The sequence below is a fragment of the Streptomyces siamensis genome (assembly GCF_039543605.1).
GTDB lineage: Bacteria > Actinomycetota > Actinomycetes > Streptomycetales > Streptomycetaceae > Streptomyces > Streptomyces siamensis.
Genome location: NZ_BAABKB010000037.1, coordinates 12,293 through 30,086, shown reverse-complemented (window position 1 = coordinate 30,086; position 17,794 = coordinate 12,293). Strand labels below are relative to the sequence as shown.

Below are 17,794 nucleotides of genomic sequence, written 5' to 3'. Positions count from 1 at the left end.
TCCCAGTAGACCGGCAGACGACGGGGTTCATCATCGCATCCCGAGTCGTACTGCCGCACGCCTCCGGAGAAGTGGGCCACGTGACTCCACTTCACACCAGGTGATCGAACTCCCCGTCCTTCGCACCGGCCAGGAAAGCGGCCAGCTCGGACGGGGTGTACACGAGTGCCGGCCCGTCGGGGTCGCGCGAGTTGCGCAGCGCGATCCCGCCTCCGGCGAGGGAAGCGACCTCGACGCAGTTGCCCTCCGCGTTGCTGTGCCGGCTCTTGACCCAGTCGACGGCCAGTGAACTGGCAGGCACACCGTTTCGCACTGATGGCACCGGACTCTCCTCGCTCACGTTCGATGACGGGCTCGACGCGGCCGCGCTCCGACGGGACCGAACGAGCGTGGCCTGTTTGAGTCGCCACTCGTGCAATTTCCCGTGAAATTGCACGCCGAGCGCTGTCGGAGTGGATAATAGCGGAGGAGTCAACGCCGCTGCAGCCGTGCGTGCCTGACGTTCCATCAGGGAGAATGCCGTGTCGTTACCTGCGCGTTCAGCACCACGCTCCGCCGCTCGGACCGCGTCGGGGGACGGTCCGAACGACGGGTCGCGACCGCTTTTGCGGGGAGTGCAACCTGACGTCGCGGCTCCGTTGCGGCTCGCCGGTCACCGGTCGGCGAGCCGCTTCCCGGGGCCCGCCAGGATGCGTGTCGTCGACGCACAGCAGGGCCTCGTCCACGTGCGGGACTTCACCCGCCGAACCCTCGCCGCATGGGAGTTGGGCGCCTGCGGCGACGAAGCCGTACTCGTCGTCAACGAACTGGCCACCAACGCGCTGCTGCACGCGGCATCGAAGGTCCCCGTCGAGCGCAGGGAGGTGTGGCTCAAGCTCTCGCTTCGGCGCGCTCACCTCGTCTGCGCGGTCACCGATCCGTACGACCGCCCCCCTGTGCACCAGCCCGCGGACGTCGCCCAGGGCGACCACGGCAGAGGCCTCGGGATCGTCGACGCCCTGTCCGAACACTGGGGCTGGACACGCTTCCCCGCGGGCAAGATCGTCTGGGCCATGCTGCGCGCTCCCTGCACACCCGAGGGCACCGAGGCCTGGGGCCCGGCATGAGACCCGCCCAGGCGGCACGGCGGTCGAGCGCGCAGCAGCAGCCCCCTTCTGGAGAAGCAGACATGGAGACACCCCTGAAGAGCCTGAGTCACGTCCCGTGGCGCGAACTGCAGGACTCCACCGGGTCCGCCGCGGAGATCCCCGAATTGCTCAGCGCGATCACCTCGCAGGACGCGGACACGGCCATCGCCGCGCTCGCACGTCTTCGCGACCGCATCTGTCAGTACGGCTTCGTCGTGGACCAGGCGACCGCCGCGACGGTGCCCTTCCTGTGGGAGCTCGCCCAGGACTCCGAGGTCGCCTGCCGCGTACAGATCCTCCAGCTGCTGAAGAACATCGCGGACGCCAGACAATGGGAGAGCACCGCCGTCGCCTATCCCAAGTTGCTCAACCGCCCTGAGAACTACGTAGGTTGGGAGCGCGAGGCCCGTCAGGCGGTCCGCGCCCACCGCGGTGACATCGGAGGTCTCCTCGCCGAGTCGGACGGAGAAGTCGTCCAGGCCACGAAGGAACTGGCCGCCGCGCTGACGGACTGAAGGATCGACTCTGCACATCGTCGATCCCGCAGCGCAACGCGCCCGCATCGCGTCGATCTCGCACGGCAGCGCTTCCCCGCGCCCCATCGATCCCGCACTGGATTGCTCTCCTGCGTCCCCTGCATCCTGCACAACATCGCTTCCCTGCGTCCCATGGACCCCGCAAGGCACCGCTCCTGTTCGTCTCGGGGCGGCTGATTTCGGACAACACCGGAAGGCGGCCGAGGGCGAAAGCGACCCCGGCCGACCAAGCCGCCGGGCGCCTTGCTACGGATCAGCGGTGACAGACTGAGGATCCGAGTGAGGGCGAACGCGTGGCGGACGGGGAGCACCGATGACGGCTCAGGAGAAGACATCCCTCCCTGGTGGGGCGGGCGGGCCCGCACCCGCGCTGGTGACGCACCACGCCCCCGCCGAGGTCCGCACCGCCGTCCTCTTCCTGCACGGCGGCACGGCCCACAGCCGGGCCCGCTCCAGGCCCTGGCACCTGGCCGCGCTCCGGATGAGGCCCTTCATCCGAGCAGCGGCGTCAGCGGTACCCGACGACGTCTTCGTCGGCGAGGTGCGCTACCGCCTCAGGGGATGGAACGAACCCGACGCCGACCCCCTGCGGGACGCACGCAGAGCGTTGAGGGAACTCTCCCGCCTCACCGGGGACGTGCGTGTCGTCCTCGTGGGCCACTCCATGGGCGGTCGCGCGGCCCTGAGAGCGGCCGCGGCCACAGAAGTACGGGGTGTCCTGGCCCTGGCCCCGTGGTGCCCCGACGGCGAGCCGGTGGCCCACCTGCGCGGCAAGGACGTCGTCGTGCTCCACGGCGACCGGGACAAGGTCACCGATCCCGACGCCTCCGTGTCCTTCGTGCACCGGGCCCGCGAGGCGGGCGCCCGGGCCGATGCCGTGGTGATGGCGGGTGGCGACCACGCCATGCTCCGGCCGCGCGGGGCCTGGAACCGGGCCGCGGTCTCGGCCATCACTGCGCTCGCCGCGTCCGGCCCCGGCTCGGCGGGCTGAGCGGGCACCCCTCGCACCCGCCCTTCCGCGAACGCCGGCGGGCGTGGCGGCCCCGTCCGCCGAGCGCAGCAGGCGATGCACACCCGCGGGCGACGCACAGCCGCAGGACGCCCGCCGTCAGGCGGCCGGCACCGCCGTCGGGAGCCGCGACGGCGCCATCGCCCACCGGACCGCCGAGGTCACGGCGCAGCCCAGCGGCCGTACGCACAGGCTGTCCACCACCGGCAGCCTCGGCAGCCGCAGCTCGGCCGCGGCCCAGGAGGGCAGCAGGGACACGGCGTTGGCGGCCAGCACCCCGTACGGAAGACGGACCGCCAGAGGCACGGGTGGGTCGAACAGGAGGAAACGCGCGGCCGACCGCGCCTCCGGAGTGGCGCGCGTCTCCGCACGATAGACGGCCAGACGTGCCTGGAGCTCTGCCAGGCTCGACGGCGGGTCGGGGACACCCAGGGCCGTGGCCACCCGCGCCATGTCCGCGACGTAGGCGTCGCACCCCGTCGAGGACAACGGCCTTACGCCGTAACGCTGGTGAGCACGCAGGAAGCTGTAGGCCTCCGCTGCGTGCACCCAGCCGAGCAGATGCGGGTCCGCGGCGTGATACGTCATTCCCTCGCCGGTGACGCCCCGCACCCTCTCGTGCACCGCCCTGACCCGGTCGCACGCCTCCTGGGCGCTGTCGGCCGTGCCGTACGTGGTGGTCGCGAGGAACGTACTCGTGCGCTGGAGCCTTCCCCAGGGGTCGCCGCGGTAGCCGGAATGGGCGTCGACGGCGGCCATGGCGAGGGGATGGAGCGACTGGAGCAGCAGGGCGGAGAGTCCGCCGATGAACATCGACGCGTCCCCGTGCACCCTGCGGATCGGACGGTCCGGGCCGAACCAGCGCGGGCCGGGAGTGCCGTGGATCCGGGCGCGGTTGCTGGGGCCCTCAGGGCCCGCCACACGGGCGAAGAGGCTGTTCCCCAGCCGCTGCCGCAGGCCGGGCGGTTCCGTGCCGGTGCGTCTCATCGGTGCTGGGCCTCCCGGTCTCGTGGTGCCGGTGCGGCGCCCGGGTCTTCCGCTGCCGACAACGAAAGACCCGGGGGGTAGGGCACATCGTCCCGCCACGGGGCGAGGGCGACGTGCTGCCCGCCGTCTCTTCGGCGTCCCGGCGGCCTTCGGATGCAGCGCTCCCCGTATCGGGCGACGGAGGGCACCTCCTGTGGCAGCAGCATCCACCATGGCTCGAATCCCCGGAAACGCCTACATTGACAGTACCTCTGCCGGGTAGGGCGGCGCGGAGCGCGCCGCGGGGACCGGCTGCCCCCGAGCGAGCAGCCCGAGGAGCGGCGGAGGACGGGACGAGCCATGCAAGAAGCCCAGGGGATGCCGCATCGCGGGGCGACGGCGACCGGGAGCGGCCGGACCTACGGGATCGCCGCCGTGAACTGGCGCGAGTCGGCGGCCTGCCGTTCCGAGGACCCGGAGCTCTTCTTCCCCATCGGCGACGACGGACTGTCGCTGCGCCAGATCGAGCAGGCCCGCGCTGTCTGTCACGGCTGCCCGGTCGTCCGGGCCTGCGGGGACTGGGCGCTGCGCCACGCCGAGTACGACGGGGTGTGGGGCGGGATGTCGGCGGAGGAACGCCGCAGCATGCGCCGCCGTCGAACGGCCGGGAGCGCGCGAAGTCCCGAGGCATGACACCACCGGCGGGCACGGGCCGTGGCCGCCGAAGTGTCCGGCCCGTCCGGGCGCAGGTCCGGTCAATCCTGTCGCGGACGGAGGAACACCTCGTCCTCGTAGCACCAGGCCCAGGTGTCGCCCGGTTCCACGGACCGGGCGAGGGGATGGCCGGTCCGCTCGTGGTGCGCTGTGGCGTGCTGCCCGCGGGAACTGTCGCAGCAGCCGACGTGGCCGCAGGTCAGACACAGCCGAAGGTGCACCCAACGCATGCCCCTGGTGAGGCAGTCCTCGCAACCGGCACCGGGAGAGGCGGGGAGACCGGGCAGATCCTCCGCCACGTGCGCGCAGACTCTGCCCTCCGGCCGTCCGCCGTCCTCGGCGACCACCCATGTGACCATCGGACCTCCCCGGGTCGGTCTGCGTCCGGTCTCCACCTTGGCGCGTCGGCCCGGCGAGCGCACGCGCGGGTCCGGGACGGCGCGCCCCTTCACATGGCACGGCGGACCTGCGCGTGCGCCCCTTCACCTGGCGTGGTTGCCCCGCGGAGGGCCCTTCCGCGGGGCACGGCGGCCCCGGGGAGAGCTCGTCGCGGGCTCTCCCCGGGGCCGCGCCGGGGGACCGGGCGGCGCGGTCGGCGTCAGACCCGGTCTGCGGCGATCAGCAGGTACTGGAAGCTGCCGTTCTTGTACGCGTTGATGAACGTCTCCTCGATGCCGGTGACGAGCTCGTCGGCCTGGCTGCGCAACTCCCAGTAGGGGAGGGCGGCTTGGGTGAGGTCCTCGACGTGCACGGGCACCAGGCGGTTGGCTGCCAGGGCCCGGAAGTACGCCGAGCGGGGGTGGATGTCGCAGATGTAGTGGGCGTTGATGAGGGAGACCTCGCGCGAGGCCCGGCCGTAGGTGTCGTTGTAGCAGCCGGTGATCACGACGTAGCGGCCGCCGCGTCGCAGCAGCCGGGCGTGTTCGGCGAACAGCAGGTCGAGCTCGACGTACATCGTCGACTCGTTGTTCCACGACGCGGCGAACTCCCCGGTCGGGAGGCCGGTGTCGAGCATGTTGGCATGGTGGTAGCGGACCTTGCCGTCGATGCCGCGCTTGCGGGCCTGCGCGTTGGCGAACTCGGCCTGCTTGGCGGAGATCGTGACGCCGTCCGTCCGGCAGCCGTACCGCAGATGGGCCACCACGCTGCCGCCGCCACGCCCGCAACCGGCGTCGAAGACCCGGTCGGTGGGGGTGAGGGGGCCGAGATGGGCGGCGAGGAGTTCGGCCTGGGCGTGCTCCAGGCGGTGCAGTTCGGCGGTGATCCGCTCGTGGCGCCGGACGGGGTCCCGTTCGTCGAGCACGGAGTCGTCGGCTGCGCCGATCCCGTAGTGGTGGTGGTACAGGTCGTCGATCTTGCCGAGTTCGAGGTTGACCGGGTTCTCCTCGGCGTTCCAGTAGTCGGCGACGCGGGACTGGTACGTGGACTGGGTCGGGACCGAGGCTGCCGGGGTGATGTGGGGGGCGGTGGTCAACAGTGACTCCTCGCGATGCTTCTGACGACAGGTCAAGGACGGTGCGGGTGACGGACTGCAGGGGTCGGGGGCGGTCACCAGTAGTTCGGCAGGTGGTAGCGGTGGGTGTTGGTCGCGTGCCATTCGTGGTTGCCGGACACCCATGAGGCGAGACCCTCGGCGTAGCGCTCGACGAGGGGTGAGCCGGCGGACAGGGCGGCGGCCTCCTCCTCGAAGGCCGTCATGATCTCGTTGTGGATGTCGACGGACCTCAGATAGGCGGCCTTCAGCCCGCGGCGGTCGTTGGCGGCGACGACCTGCGGGAGATTGAGGTGCGTGGGATCGTTCGCCAGCTCCTTGGTGAAGGAGTAGAGGTCGTTGACGATCGTGGTGGCGTTGCAGGCGAGCGCCGTGATCCGCTGGATCTCGGGCCGGGCGTAGACGGCCTCGGGCAGTTCGTAACCGTCCACGGCGTCGACGATGGAGAGGCAGGGGCGGAAGTTGTTGAACTGCCGCATCACCAGGTACTCCCACACCCGCGGCACGTACCGGGTCTCCGCCCAGGCGGCCTCGGCGAGATACCCGAGGTGCAGCCGGGCGATGTCGTGCAGGAAACGGTCGGTCTGACTGGGCGTGGCGAAGGCGGCGTACTCCTGGAGCGCCCAGTGGTACGAGCGCCGCGGCCCGTCGGTCTGCATCCCGTCCCTCCACTGCGCCTCCGTCTCGGGGGTGCCGTGGAAGGGGTCGATGGCCGACTGGGCCATGATCAGCCGGCCGCCGAGGCCCCGGGGCGATCCTCCCCTGTCCTCGCAGTAGCAGTCGTCGACGACGTTCTCGGCGAGCAGCAGCTTGCCGGCGGTGGTGAGGCGCTCCAGGTCGACCGCACCCGGGTGCTGGAGCACCACGGCCCGGCCGAACTGGAAGCCCGCGAAGTCCGCGAACCAGGCGTCCGGGAACAGGTCGAGTCCGCGGGCCCAGGCCTCCAGCCTGCGATCCACCTCCTCGACCTTCGCCGGATCGGCGGGTACCGCGGGTCTGTGGTGCAGACCGGGAACGGCCCCGCCGCGCCGGGCTCTGACAGAGCCCGCCAGGTCGGGCGGACCCGGGGGCGTGAACGGGGCGGCGGACACCGGCGGCGCGCTCATCGCGTACCCCTCCTCCTCGCCGATGTCATTCGGCGGTCCGTCCGATCTGGACGTTCTCCAGGAGCCCCGCCGCGTCGGGCACGAGGATCGCCAGCGAGTAGTAGGCGGTGACGAGGTAGTTGATGATCGCGGCGGAGTTGATGCCCATGAACCGCACATTGAGTCCGGGCTGGTACTCCTCGGGGATGCCGGTCTGGTGGAGGCCGATCACTCCCTGGTCCTCCTCCCCGGTGCGCAGAGCGAGGATGCTGGTCGTGTGCTGGGGGCTGATCGGGATCTTGCCGCAGGGAAAGATGGGGACGCCGCGCCAGGCGGGAACCTCGTGGCCGTCGACGTTCGCGGTGCCGGGCACCAGGCCGCGCCGGTTGCACTGCCGGAAGAAGGCCGCGATGGCCTTCGGATGGGCGAGGAAGAGCCGGGTCTTGCGGCGCATGGCCAGCAGGTCGTCGAGGTCGTCCGGGGTGGGCGGGCCGGAGAAGGTGCTGATCCGCTGGCCGTAGTCCGTGTTGTGCAGCAGCCCGAACTCAGGGTTGTTGAGCAGCTCCCACTCCTGACGCTCTCGGATCTCCTCGACGGTGAGCCGGAGTTGCTCCTCGGTCTGGTCCATCGGGTCGTTGTAGAGGTCGGCGACCCGGCTGTGGACCCGTAGCACCGTCTGGGTGAGCGACAACTCGTACTCGCGCGGCGCCAGTTCGTAGTCCACGAACCCGCCCGTCAGGGTCGGCTCGCCCGAGTGTCCGGCCTGGACCGGGACGTCGGCCTCGCCCTTGCGGTTCATCGGCAGCCGCTGCCGCTCCGCGTACGCCGCCAGGTGCGCCGCGAGAGACGGCGCCCGCTCGATGAACTCCCTGACGATGTCCCAGGGCAGTACCAGGACGGTGCCGGCCGTCTCGGCCCGGACCGAACTCAGCCACAGCGGGTCCGGCTGGCCGATGGCCTCGTCGCCCATCTGGTCGCCGTCGGTGACGACCCCGAGGACCTCCTCCTCGCCGTACTTGCCTGAGGTGTAGCGGGTGAACCTCCCATGGGCGACCAGGTACGCCTCCGTGACCGGCTGCCCGGCCTCGAAGAGGACCTGCCCGGCCCGCACCCGCCGGGTCCGGAATCGGGTGGCGATCTCGCCGAGGACAGCGTTGTCGGAGTAGCCGCGCAGGACCGGGAGTTCGGTCAGCGTCTCGGGAATGACCCTGATGTCGTCCCCGCCGTTCTGTTCGAACTGGACCCTGCCCCGGCCGACGCTGAGCTGAAGGCGCCGGTTGACCCGGTAGGCGCCGCCCTTGACGTCCACCCAGGGCAGCATCTTGAGCAGCCATCGTGAAGTGATGGCCTGCATCTGCGGAGCGGACTTGGTGGTCGTGGTGAGCCTGCGCGCCGCGTGGGTGCTCAGACTCGTCAGCTGCTGGTGGTCGTCGGTGTCGGGGCCGGGCTCGTCGGCGGCGGGACCGGTGGCGCTGTCCGGTACGGACACATTCCCTCCTGGGAGGTGAACGAGGGTGAGCGAAGCGGTCGGCGATGCGCGAGGTCCGTCTGCGCACATCCCAGGCAAACAGCTGTGACGGGCTGTGCGGTACGGCGTACGAGGGGCGGTTTGCGCGTTCTGGTGGTGCAAACCCGCCGGATGAGGCAGGTGGCACATGGGGCGGTGATCGCACGCCGTTCACACGCTCCGGGAACGTGTGTGCCGTGGGTGTACGGGCGATCGCCCCACCTGTGGCGGACAGGACCGTCTGGTGCCGGACCGGCGAGTGGTGTCCGTCGGCGGGCTCCGCCGTCGCCGTGGCCCGGCAGCTATCATCCGATTGAAGCTGTTTCACGCCTTCTGTCGATAATGATGTATTCCTTCTGGAGTGGTCGATGGGCCGCAAGCGCCTGACGGGCGACGGCGACGAGCTGCTGGCCAGGCTCGGCTCCCTGACCACCCAGGTGCGCGAACGCGCGGAGTTCCAGCGCTCCCAGGTCGAACTGGCCATCGCCCTGCAACGCGACATGCTGCCCGGCGACATGCCGACCGCCCCCGGGTTCCACCTGGCCGTCGAGTACGCGCCCGCCTGCTACGGCCTCAACGTGGGCGGGGACTGGTACGACGCCTTCAGGCTGCCGGACGGCTGCATCGGCCTGTCCATCGGCGACGTCCAGGGCCACAACATCGAGGCGGCGGCCTTCATGGGCCAGGTCCGGGTCGGTCTGCGGGCGCTGGCCTCCGTCACGGGCGATCCGGGAGAACTCCTCTCCCGGACGAACGAGCTCCTCCTGACCCTCGGCACGGACCTCTTCGCCACCTGCACCTTCGTGCGGCTCGACCCGGCCACCGGAGTGCTGGAGAGCGCGCGGGCCGGACACATCCCCTGCGTCTGGGCCACCGCGGACGGACGGTCCGGCATCGCCGAGGACGAGTGCGGGCCACCGCTCGGCATCCTGGGCGGGACGGACTACCCGGTGACCTGTCAGCGGCTGAGCTCGGGCGGGGTCTTCGTGCTGCTCACCGACGGCGTCGTGGAGGGGCCTTCGATGAACATCGACGAGGGGCTCGACCAGGTGGTCCGCCTCGCGGGCATCGCAGCCGTCGCCGGCATGGGGGCGGGGAGGCTCGCGGAAGCCGTGATCAAAGGGGCCGAGCGCGTCGGCCACGAGGACGACGCGGCCGTACTGGTGCTGGGGCACGACTCGCCGGGGGCGCACAGCCGGCCGTAGTCCGGACCGCGTCCGGGGCTCGTCCTGGGGCGAGCCCCGGTGCCGGGCCGGACCCGTGACTGATCCGGGGCCCGCGCCGCACCCGGCCGCGCCCCCGGGGCCCGGGTCGGACGCGGGACCGCGCCCGGGGCCCGTGCCGCTCTCGACGTTCAGCCATAGGGCCGGACGGCCCGCCCCTCACCTCGCCGACAGGGGCGCGTCGGTGTCTGATGGCTGCTGTGGTGGGTACCGAGCAGCTGTCTCGACCGGTCGGCGCCGGTCTTCAGATGCTTGCGGTCGCCGCCTGCTACTACGGTGCGGGCCGACTGGGACTCCTGCGACACCTCGTCCTCGACGGCGCGGTGTTCACGCCCATCTGGCCGCCCACCGGCGTCGCGGTGGCGGCCCTGCTGATCCTCGGCCTCCGGGTGTGGCCCGGCGTCGCGCTCGGCGCCCTGCTCATCATCCTGTCCGTCACCTCGTTCCGGCCCGACGTGCTCGTCACCGTCGCGGGCAACACCCTCGCCCCGCTCTGCTCCTGCCTCCTGCTGCGCAAGGTGGGCTTCCGCACCGAACTCAGCCGTCTGCGCGACGGCCTCGCGCTCGTGTTCCCAGGAGCCTTCGCCGGGATGCTGGTCAGCGCGACGACCGGGGCCGGCATCCTCGTCCTCGTCGGCAGGCTCGCCGCGGACTCGTTCTGGCCGGTGTGGCTGACCTGGTGGGTGGGCGACGCGATGGGCGTCCTGATCGTCACCCCGGTCCTGCTCATGCTGTCCCGCGTCCGCCCGCCGCTGCGGCCCGCGCGCTGGAAGGAGGCCGCGGTCCTGATACTCATCGCCCTCGGTCTCGTCCCGTTCGCCACCCTCAGCCCCATCAGCATGCTGTTCCTCCTCTATCCGCTGCTGATCTGGGCGGCACTGCGTTTCCAGCACGGCGGCAGTGTGCTGTGCGCCCTCTTCGCCTCCGTCATGGCCACCGTCGCGGCGACGGAGCGGACCGGTGCGTTCGAGCGTCTGAGCGACATCGAAGTGATGGTCAAACTCCAGGTGTTCAACGGCTCCGCGGCTCTGACCGCGCTGCTCCTGTCGGCCGTGATCACCGAGCAGCGCAGCACCAGGCGCTCGGTGGAGCAGGCCTGCAAGGAACTGGTGGAAGTCCTGGAGCACCTGACCGCCGGGGAGGCTCCCTCCAGACCGCCGCCCATGGAGAAGGACGGCTGAGGGCGCGGGCGTCGACGATCCGGCAGTGGTGCGGCCGCCGTTCCGGCACTGTGCGTCCCGTCGTCACGGCCCGGTGCGACCGCGGAGCCCGGTGGGGAAAGATGAGACCACAAACGAAGAACCACCGATGTGGAGGTGCGGGCACATGCAGCACGAGCGAGCGGGCAGTCCGGCCGGCCCCGAGGACCTCGTCGACGTCGCCCGGTTGGTCACCGCGTACTACGCGCTCCACCCCGACCCGGCGGAGCCAGGCCAGCGGGTCGCCTTCGGAACCTCCGGACACCGCGGATCGTCCCTGGCGACCGCGTTCAACGAGGACCACATCGCCGCGACGAGCCAGGCCATCTGCGAGTACCGCGAGAGCCAGGGCATCGACGGCCCGCTGTTCCTGGGCGCCGACACCCACGCGCTGTCGGAACCCGCGAAGGTCACCGCCCTGGAGGTGTTCGCGGCCAACGACGTGTCGGTCCTCATCGACGACGCCGACGGCTACACGCCCACTCCCGCGGTCTCGCACGCCATCCTCACCCACAACCGCGGACGGTCCTCCGGCCTCGCCGACGGGGTCGTGGTCACCCCCTCCCACAATCCGCCCGCCGACGGAGGCTTCAAGTACAACCCGCCGAACGGCGGCCCGGCGGGCTCCGAGGCGACCTCCTGGATCCAGGACCGCGCCAACGAACTGATCGCCGGCGGCCTCAAGGGCGTACGCCGCATTCCCTACGCCAGGGCGCTGGCCGCCCCCGGCACCGGCCGCCACGACTTCCTCGGCACCTATGTGACCGATCTGCCGCACGTGCTGGACCTGGACGCCGTCCGCGCGGCCGGCGTCCGCATCGGTGCCGACCCGCTCGGCGGGGCCTCGGTCGCGTACTGGGGACGCATCGCCGACCAGCACGGACTCGATCTGACCGTGGTCAACCCGCTCACCGACCCGACCTGGCGGTTCATGACGCTGGACTGGGACGGCAAGATCCGGATGGACTGCTCGTCGCCCTACGCCATGGCCTCGCTGATCGAGCGGCGCGACCGTTTCCAGATCGCCACCGGCAACGACGCGGACGCCGACCGCCACGGCATCGTCACCCCGGACGCCGGGCTCATGAACCCCAACCACTACCTCGCCGCCGCCATCGCCTACCTGTACGCCCATCGGGAGCGGTGGCCCGCCGGGACCGGCATCGGCAAGACACTGGTGTCGTCCGGCATGATCGACCGCGTCGCCGGTGACCTGGGCCGTCAACTGGTCGAGGTGCCCGTGGGCTTCAAGTGGTTCGTGGACGGCCTCGTCGACGGTTCCATCGGTTTCGGCGGTGAGGAGTCGGCGGGCGCTTCCTTCCTGCGCCGCGACGGCTCCGTGTGGACCACCGACAAGGACGGCATCATCCTGGCGCTGCTCGCGTCCGAGATCACGGCGGTGACCGGGATGACGCCGTCGGAGCACTACGCCGCGCTGACGGCGCGGTTCGGCGAGCCGGCGTACGAGCGCATCGACGCCCCGGCGAACCGCGAGGAGAAGGCCCTCCTCGCGAAGCTGTCGCCCGCGCAGATCACCACGGACACCCTGGCCGGAGAGGCGGTCACCGCGGTCCTCACCGAAGCCCCGGGCAACGGCGCGCCCATCGGCGGTATCAAGGTGACCACCGCGAACGCCTGGTTCGCGGCCCGTCCCTCGGGGACCGAGGACGTCTACAAGATCTACGCCGAGTCGTTCCTCGGCACGCAGCACCTCCGACAGGTGCAGGAGGAGGCGAAGGGCGTGGTCTCGGCGGCACTGGGCGGCTGAGCGGGCGCGACGGCGGTGAGCCGCGGGGGAGGGCTGCGGGAGGGCCGCGCATGGCGGCCCCCGCGGCCCTTCCTGTCCTGCCCGACAGAGGTGCGCCGGCACCCGGTGGCGCGGTCCCGCCCCGGGCCGGCGGACGCCGTTCGACGCCTGGCCGGGGTGCTCGGGCAGCGGTGCGCCGGCACCCGGTGGCGTGGTCCCGTCCCGGGCCGGCGGACGCCGTTCGACGCCTGGCCGGGGTGCTCGTCGGACCGGGTCGGAAGGGCCGCTCGTCGGTCGCTGACCTGCTGTGATTTCGCCCACCTCCTCTTGTCGCGGCGAGAAGGGCGTTCCTAGGTTCTGTTCCATGGCCCCACATGACCCCCCACACCCCCACGACCCCAGCGAGGCGGCCGGCCCCCATCAGCCCGGTGCCGGGCGGGACGACGCCCCCGCGCTGGTCGACTTCACCGTCGATCTGACCGCGCAGGAAGTGCTCCGGCAGGCGCAGGTCCTCGCCGCCCTCGGCCCCGACTGGGACCCGATGGAGGCGCTGCGTGGCGAGGAGGCCGCCTACGACCTGCTGTACTCCGGTCTCGACGACGAACAGCAGCGCCTGTACGACGGGCTCGTCGCGGCCGGGGTGCTCCCCGAGCGCGGGGGCGGTCGTGCTGCCGCTTGACCCGCAGGCGGACCGCGGGCGTCGCGCCTGGGTGAGGTGCCCGAACTGCGACGACAGCCGTGGCTGCGCGTCGTGCGAGCAGCAGCGCACGTGCTCCGTCCACTGGCGCTACCTGCTGTCCAGCCGCGGCAGCCTGCTCCACCTCCAGTGCCCGTCGTGCACCCATCTGTGGGTGCACGAGAGCGGCTTCGGCGCCTCCCGGTCCCGTTGGGACCGCATCACCGGCAGACGTCGCGAACGCTGACCGTGCCTCCGATCGGGGGCGCGTTCACCGGCGCGGCGCCGTGGGGGAGCCCGTTTCCGGAACCCGCGCACGGGCGCGTCCACCGATTCGAGGACGCGCGCGGCCCCCTGATGGATCGCGGACCGGCACCTCGGGGTACAAACACTATGCGCACCATCGCGAACACCCACTGCCGAAGGACTGCCGGTCTTGGACTTCCCACACCCAGAAACCCCTGCCCCGCGACGCCAAGGGCGGACATGGACCGTCAGGGTCTCCGGCCACAGCGACCGCACCGCGTCCGTCACCTGCTCCTCACCGTGCGCGATGCCGCCGCGGTCCCGTGACCTGGCCGCACTGCGCCGCTTCGCCGAAGCCCACGTCGCCGCGCACGGCCGGGCGGCCACCGTGCACCCGGACGCCTCCTGCGCCTGTCGCCAGACGCAGTGCGCCTCCCACGAGGACAGCCCGGTGCACTGCGCCGGGGGCGTGCTCCTCGTCCTGCGCCACGACCCGGCCGTCGCCCAGGTGTGGACCCTCATGGAGGTCTGCGCGGCCTGCGCGCCCTTGATGACGCACACCCGCATCGTCGGCCGCGCCGTGCCCCGCACCCGTACTCCGGCCGTGCCGCCCGCGCCGACGGCCGCGGCGGACGCCTCGGTGGGCGCGCCCGCGGTGCCGGGCGGATTCAGCGCCCCGACGGGGCCCGGATTCAACAGCGAGGACGTGTCCTCGGCACCGTCGCGCCGTCGCTCGGGCGGCGGCCGTGGCGGCCCTCGGCAACGGCAGGGCCGCCGCGGGCAGGGCCGGTCCCGGGGCTGAACCCGGCCCTGCCGGACACCCGCTCCCGAGTCAGTCGAGGAGGAGCGGATCGGGCAGGGCGGCCTCGGGACGCATGCGCAGAAGCGTGTGCAGGACCCCCGAGAGACCGGACATCAGGCTGGGGGAGAAGGCCTCGCGGGCCAGGCCGCCCACCGGCCCGCGCTGTTCGAGACCGCTGAGGATCTTGCCGTCGCGGTCGGCCGGGTCGCCGAAGTCCAGGGAGGCGAGGAACTCCCAGAGGCCGAGGTCGCCGTGGCACAGCGTGTGACTCCAGCCGAAGCCCTCCGCCGCCGAGGCGCGCGCGGCGCGGCGGGCCATGTCGAGGTGGGCGGGATCACCCGCGCGCCGGTGGAGATCGAGCATGCCGATGCCGATTCCCGTGCTGCCGTGGCACCAACTGGTGAAGAAGTCCTCCTCGGCGCCGATCCGGACGTCGAGCCAGTTGCCGTGCTCGGGCCGGTAGAGCGACTCCTGATAGGCGAAGGCCCGCTCGGCGAGGCCGGCCCAGCCCCGCCGGTCGGCCGCGGACCCGGCGTCGCTGAGGGAGAGGCGGGCCAGTGCCCAGCCGATGCCGGTCGCTCCATGGGCGAAGCCGCCGATGCCCTCGGGGTTGAGCCGGGTCGTCCACCGGGCGCCGCTCGCGTCGACCGTGGCCAGCCCGATCAGCCGGTGCCCGATGCGGGAGGCGGCGTCGAGCCAGCGGTCCTGCCCGGTCGCCTCGGCCAGATGGAGCAGCGGAACGATTCCGCCCGCCGCGCCGTTGAGCAGGTCCACCTCGACGTCGTCCTCGACCAGCCGGCCCTCCGCGAGCAGCAGCGCTCTCCCGGCGGCCCGCTCCAGCAGCCGGTCCTCACCGAGCACGCGGTGCAGCGCCAGCCACGTCCACACCTGCGACGCGGCCCCGCTGAAGGCGCCGGGCGACGGCGTCGGCGTACGGTCCTCGGTGGCCACCAGCACGCGCAGCGCGCCCTCGAACGTCTCGGCGACGCCCGGCACTTCGTCGGCCCGCCCCGCCTTCGCCTCGGTCAGGTACTCCGCGAGCGTCAGAGCGACCCCGCCCTGACCGGTGTAGAGGTCGGCGGGCAGCACCCTGATGGACCATCCGGCCGGGGTGAAGACGGGGCTGATCCAGGTGACCGTGCCGTCCCGGCCCCGTACCGCCCCGTCGCACAGCCGGCGCACCATGAGGGTGGCCAGGGCGCGCCGGCGCCGCTCCCGGTCCCGTGCGTGCGGGGCATCGGCGGCGGCCTGCACGCGCGGCGGCAGCGAACGCTCGTTGAGGTAGGCGCCCACCAGGGCGTCCTGGATCACCGCCTCCTCCAGCGGCAGGTCGGCGGTGCGCCAGTCCTCGACCGTGGTCCCCACGGCGGCCGCGTCCACGACGAAGTCGAACATCGGCACGTCACCGGCGAGGAGGTCCGCGACCTCGCCGTCGATCGTGGCGCGGTCGGTCGGCGCGCCCGGCAGCACCTCGGCGTTGCGGCGCAGGATGTCCCGGGCGCGTTCGACGGCCGCCGCCTCGTCGTGCAGCGACGCCGGGTGCCAGAGCATCCGGCCGATGTCGACGTACGCCTGCGTCGGCCGCAGGATGCGCCGCGCGTGGGTGCCCTCGAAGCGGCGCAGCAGTCGGTGCGGGACGATCCCGGGCCCGCGCAGGTACGCGGTCATCTCCCGGAATCCGGCCAGGACCCGGTCCCAGTACGTGCTCAGGACCGGGGCGGGGCTCGGATGGTTCCCGGCGCCGGGCATGGCCACCAGGTCCACCTGGAAGCGGGCCGCGGCGGTGCCACCGTCCGCGATCACCGGGTTCGGGATGAGCGGCTGCTGGCCGGGCAGGGCGCCGACCCCGGAGATGTCCACGCCGCCGAGCGCGAAGCCGGTGCCGCGTACGGGCAGCAGGCCGGTGCGCAGCACGGTACGGCGGATGGCCGCCGCGGCGACGTCCACCGCGTCGCCGCGGCCGTCGGGCGGGAAGGGCGCGGGCGCGTCGAAGAGCGTCTCCGCGTCCACGATCACCGGCACCGGGCCCGCCGCGATCATGTTCTCGGCGTGCATGTCGGTACCGCCGGTGAAGCGGAGGACGGCGAGCCAGTGGCCGATGTTGCGGTAGAACGCCGCGAGTTCGGCATCGTCGGCGCAGTAGCGGTGGCGGACGAACTCCGCCCAGCCGTAGCCCTCGCGTGCCAGCGTCCGCGGCACCCGAATGCGTTCGTGCTCCGGCGGAGCGTCGGGGAAGTCCGCGAACAGCTCGTCCAGCAGCGCGCCCAGAGCCACGTCGGTCCCGGACGGCCGGGGCTTGTACATGACGCTGCCACCGGAGAACTCGATCCGGCTGACCGTCAGACCGCCCCGGTGGGTGTCACCCTCTCCGAACGTGACGGCCCGCAGCTTCCCCGCCGGTGTTCCCAGCAGCGGCCGCAGCAACGCGCGGTCCGCGGCCACGCGTTCGGCCAGACCGGCCGTCGCCGCCACCGACGACCGGGCCACCGACGCGATCCGCCGGCCCGCGCACGGGTACCGGTCGGCCAGGCGGTCGAGATAGTCCTCCTCGCAGGCCCGCTCGATGAACACGGCCCACGTCTGCGTGTCCGCGCCGGCGCCCGTCGCGACCTGGGCGACGGGCCCGCCGCCCGCCGTCAGGCGCAGCGCGTGCAGTTCGATCAGGAACAGCCGGGACAGTTTGGCGTGCAAGGACCTGAGCAGGGCGGTGTGACCTGCCTCCAGCACCGTCTCCCGCTCCTCGCGGTCCAGGGCGTCCACGGCGGCCAGCCGCCGGACCAGCTCATCCCGCCAGGGGCGGGCGATGCTCCGTACGGGTTCGACGAACCAGTCCGCTTCGTCCCTGCTCTCCGGCGCCGATCCGCTCACGGTCCACCGTCTCCCTTCCGCCGAACGTCCGCGCCTGTCAGGCGCCTTGAGGGACGTGGGGAACCACCCGACCGGACCGGACCTGTCTGCGGGCGTCGCGGACGGGCGCGCGGTTCCCCACGCTGCTGCTCTCGGACCTCACCCCGCGGGGACGCCTCAAGGCGAGGCGGACTCCGCGGTCGTACCGGTCAAGAAGCGCGCCGGGGAGAAGCTCCTTCGCAGGAAGGCCCTCCGCCGCGGGCTCTCAACGCGCCGCCGCAGGAGGGCGGTCAGCAGCACCAGCTGCCGTGCGATCCGCTCGGGCTGGAACAGAAGCCGTAGAGGGAGTCGCTCGGGTCGGTGAGCGCGGCCTCCGCGGCGGCGCCGCCGACGTACAGCGGACCGGCCGGGTTGAGCTCGCCGTACGCGCTCTCGGCGCCGGACAGCCAGGCGTTGAGCACGGCGGCGGTCTGAACACTGGTCTGGGGCATCAGCGTCCTCCGGACATAGGAATTGGGGCGGATTTGCCCAGCCCTGAGTATCTCCGTGTTCGAACACCCGACAGACTGCTAATCCGGCCAGAGTCCTGCGAGGCCCCTGCGGTGTGCGGCCGCCACC

General features: G+C 72.2%; 18 protein-coding genes. 10 read left to right on the top strand and 8 right to left on the bottom strand.

Going from position 1 to position 17,794, the window contains the following annotated elements; genetic code table 11:
- Window positions 1–91: 91 nt before the first annotated feature.
- Entirely contained in the window at window positions 92–322 is a 231-nt protein-coding gene (locus ABEB03_RS36375) for a DUF397 domain-containing protein (protein ID WP_063611268.1), read from the bottom strand.
- 367 nt (window positions 323–689) lie between these two features.
- Between ABEB03_RS36375 and ABEB03_RS36370 the strand changes: the two genes are divergently transcribed.
- The 3 genes from ABEB03_RS36370 to ABEB03_RS36360 all read left to right on the top strand — a co-directional run bounded on the left by ABEB03_RS36370 (window position 690) and on the right by ABEB03_RS36360 (window position 2,654).
- Window positions 690–1,106: an ATP-binding protein gene (locus ABEB03_RS36370; RefSeq protein WP_345657182.1), complete on the top strand. Its 417-nt coding sequence runs from the start codon at window positions 690–692 to the stop codon at window positions 1,104–1,106.
- Window positions 1,103–1,642: a hypothetical protein gene (locus ABEB03_RS36365; RefSeq protein WP_425589354.1), complete on the top strand. Its 540-nt coding sequence runs from the start codon at window positions 1,103–1,105 to the stop codon at window positions 1,640–1,642. The genes ABEB03_RS36370 and ABEB03_RS36365 overlap by 4 nt, the downstream gene beginning before the upstream one ends.
- Window positions 1,643–1,976: 334 nt before the next feature.
- On the top strand, window positions 1,977–2,654 hold the full coding sequence (locus ABEB03_RS36360; protein WP_345657180.1) for an alpha/beta hydrolase: 678 nt from the start codon (window positions 1,977–1,979) through the stop codon (window positions 2,652–2,654).
- Between the two features lie 117 nt (window positions 2,655–2,771).
- Here the strand turns inward: ABEB03_RS36360 and ABEB03_RS36355 are convergent, their stop codons facing one another.
- Complete coding sequence (locus ABEB03_RS36355) at window positions 2,772–3,659, bottom strand: oxygenase MpaB family protein (RefSeq protein ID WP_345657179.1); 888 nt, start codon at window positions 3,657–3,659, stop codon at window positions 2,772–2,774.
- Between the two features lie 414 nt (window positions 3,660–4,073).
- Between ABEB03_RS36355 and ABEB03_RS36350 the strand changes: the two genes are divergently transcribed.
- Window positions 4,074–4,331 carry a WhiB family transcriptional regulator gene (locus ABEB03_RS36350; protein WP_345657248.1) on the top strand — a complete coding sequence of 86 codons (258 nt, stop codon included), beginning with the start codon at window positions 4,074–4,076 and terminating at the stop codon, window positions 4,329–4,331.
- A gap of 62 nt (window positions 4,332–4,393) precedes the next feature.
- On the opposite strand, the gene ABEB03_RS36345 is transcribed toward ABEB03_RS36350, so the two are convergent.
- The 4 genes from ABEB03_RS36345 to ABEB03_RS36330 form a co-directional block, all read right to left on the bottom strand.
- Window positions 4,394–4,711, bottom strand: a complete 318-nt coding sequence (locus ABEB03_RS36345) for a UBP-type zinc finger domain-containing protein (protein WP_345657178.1) — start codon at window positions 4,709–4,711, stop codon at window positions 4,394–4,396.
- Between the two features lie 239 nt (window positions 4,712–4,950).
- Complete coding sequence (locus ABEB03_RS36340; RefSeq protein ID WP_345657177.1) at window positions 4,951–5,826, bottom strand: geranyl diphosphate 2-C-methyltransferase; 876 nt, start codon at window positions 5,824–5,826, stop codon at window positions 4,951–4,953.
- Window positions 5,827–5,900: 74 nt separating this feature from the next.
- On the bottom strand, window positions 5,901–6,950 hold the full coding sequence (locus tag ABEB03_RS36335; protein WP_345657176.1) for a family 2 encapsulin nanocompartment cargo protein terpene cyclase: 1,050 nt from the start codon (window positions 6,948–6,950) through the stop codon (window positions 5,901–5,903).
- A gap of 25 nt (window positions 6,951–6,975) precedes the next feature.
- A complete protein-coding gene (locus tag ABEB03_RS36330; RefSeq protein WP_345657175.1) occupies window positions 6,976–8,418 on the bottom strand; it encodes a family 2B encapsulin nanocompartment shell protein in 1,443 nt (480 codons plus the stop codon).
- A gap of 386 nt (window positions 8,419–8,804) precedes the next feature.
- Between ABEB03_RS36330 and ABEB03_RS36325 the strand changes: the two genes are divergently transcribed.
- The 6 genes from ABEB03_RS36325 (at window position 8,805) to ABEB03_RS36300 (ending at window position 14,329) form a co-directional block, all read left to right on the top strand.
- A complete protein-coding gene (locus ABEB03_RS36325) occupies window positions 8,805–9,641 on the top strand; it encodes a PP2C family protein-serine/threonine phosphatase (protein ID WP_345657174.1) in 837 nt (278 codons plus the stop codon).
- A gap of 209 nt (window positions 9,642–9,850) precedes the next feature.
- Window positions 9,851–10,840 carry an MASE1 domain-containing protein gene (locus ABEB03_RS36320; protein ID WP_345657172.1) on the top strand — a complete coding sequence of 330 codons (990 nt, stop codon included), beginning with the start codon at window positions 9,851–9,853 and terminating at the stop codon, window positions 10,838–10,840.
- 145 nt (window positions 10,841–10,985) lie between these two features.
- Window positions 10,986–12,626, top strand: coding sequence for a phosphoglucomutase (alpha-D-glucose-1,6-bisphosphate-dependent) (gene pgm, locus ABEB03_RS36315; protein ID WP_345657170.1), 1,641 nt, complete (start codon window positions 10,986–10,988; stop codon window positions 12,624–12,626).
- A gap of 343 nt (window positions 12,627–12,969) precedes the next feature.
- The gene (locus ABEB03_RS36310; protein WP_345657169.1) at window positions 12,970–13,284 is read left to right on the top strand and encodes a DUF6400 family protein; all 315 of its coding nucleotides are present in this window, start codon (window positions 12,970–12,972) and stop codon (window positions 13,282–13,284) included.
- Window positions 13,271–13,528, top strand: coding sequence for a hypothetical protein (locus ABEB03_RS36305; protein ID WP_078628912.1), 258 nt, complete (start codon window positions 13,271–13,273; stop codon window positions 13,526–13,528). The genes ABEB03_RS36310 and ABEB03_RS36305 overlap by 14 nt, the downstream gene beginning before the upstream one ends.
- 306 nt (window positions 13,529–13,834) lie before the next feature.
- Window positions 13,835–14,329, top strand: a complete 495-nt coding sequence (locus ABEB03_RS36300) for a hypothetical protein (RefSeq protein WP_345657168.1) — start codon at window positions 13,835–13,837, stop codon at window positions 14,327–14,329.
- Between the two features lie 30 nt (window positions 14,330–14,359).
- On the opposite strand, the gene ABEB03_RS36295 is transcribed toward ABEB03_RS36300, so the two are convergent.
- Both ABEB03_RS36295 and ABEB03_RS36290 read right to left on the bottom strand, forming a co-directional pair.
- Window positions 14,360–17,197, bottom strand: coding sequence for a type 2 lanthipeptide synthetase LanM family protein (locus tag ABEB03_RS36295; RefSeq protein WP_345657167.1), 2,838 nt, complete (start codon window positions 17,195–17,197; stop codon window positions 14,360–14,362).
- A gap of 269 nt (window positions 17,198–17,466) precedes the next feature.
- Complete coding sequence (locus tag ABEB03_RS36290) at window positions 17,467–17,667, bottom strand: DUF6229 family protein (RefSeq protein WP_345657166.1); 201 nt, start codon at window positions 17,665–17,667, stop codon at window positions 17,467–17,469.
- Between the last annotated feature and the right edge of the window lie 127 nt (window positions 17,668–17,794).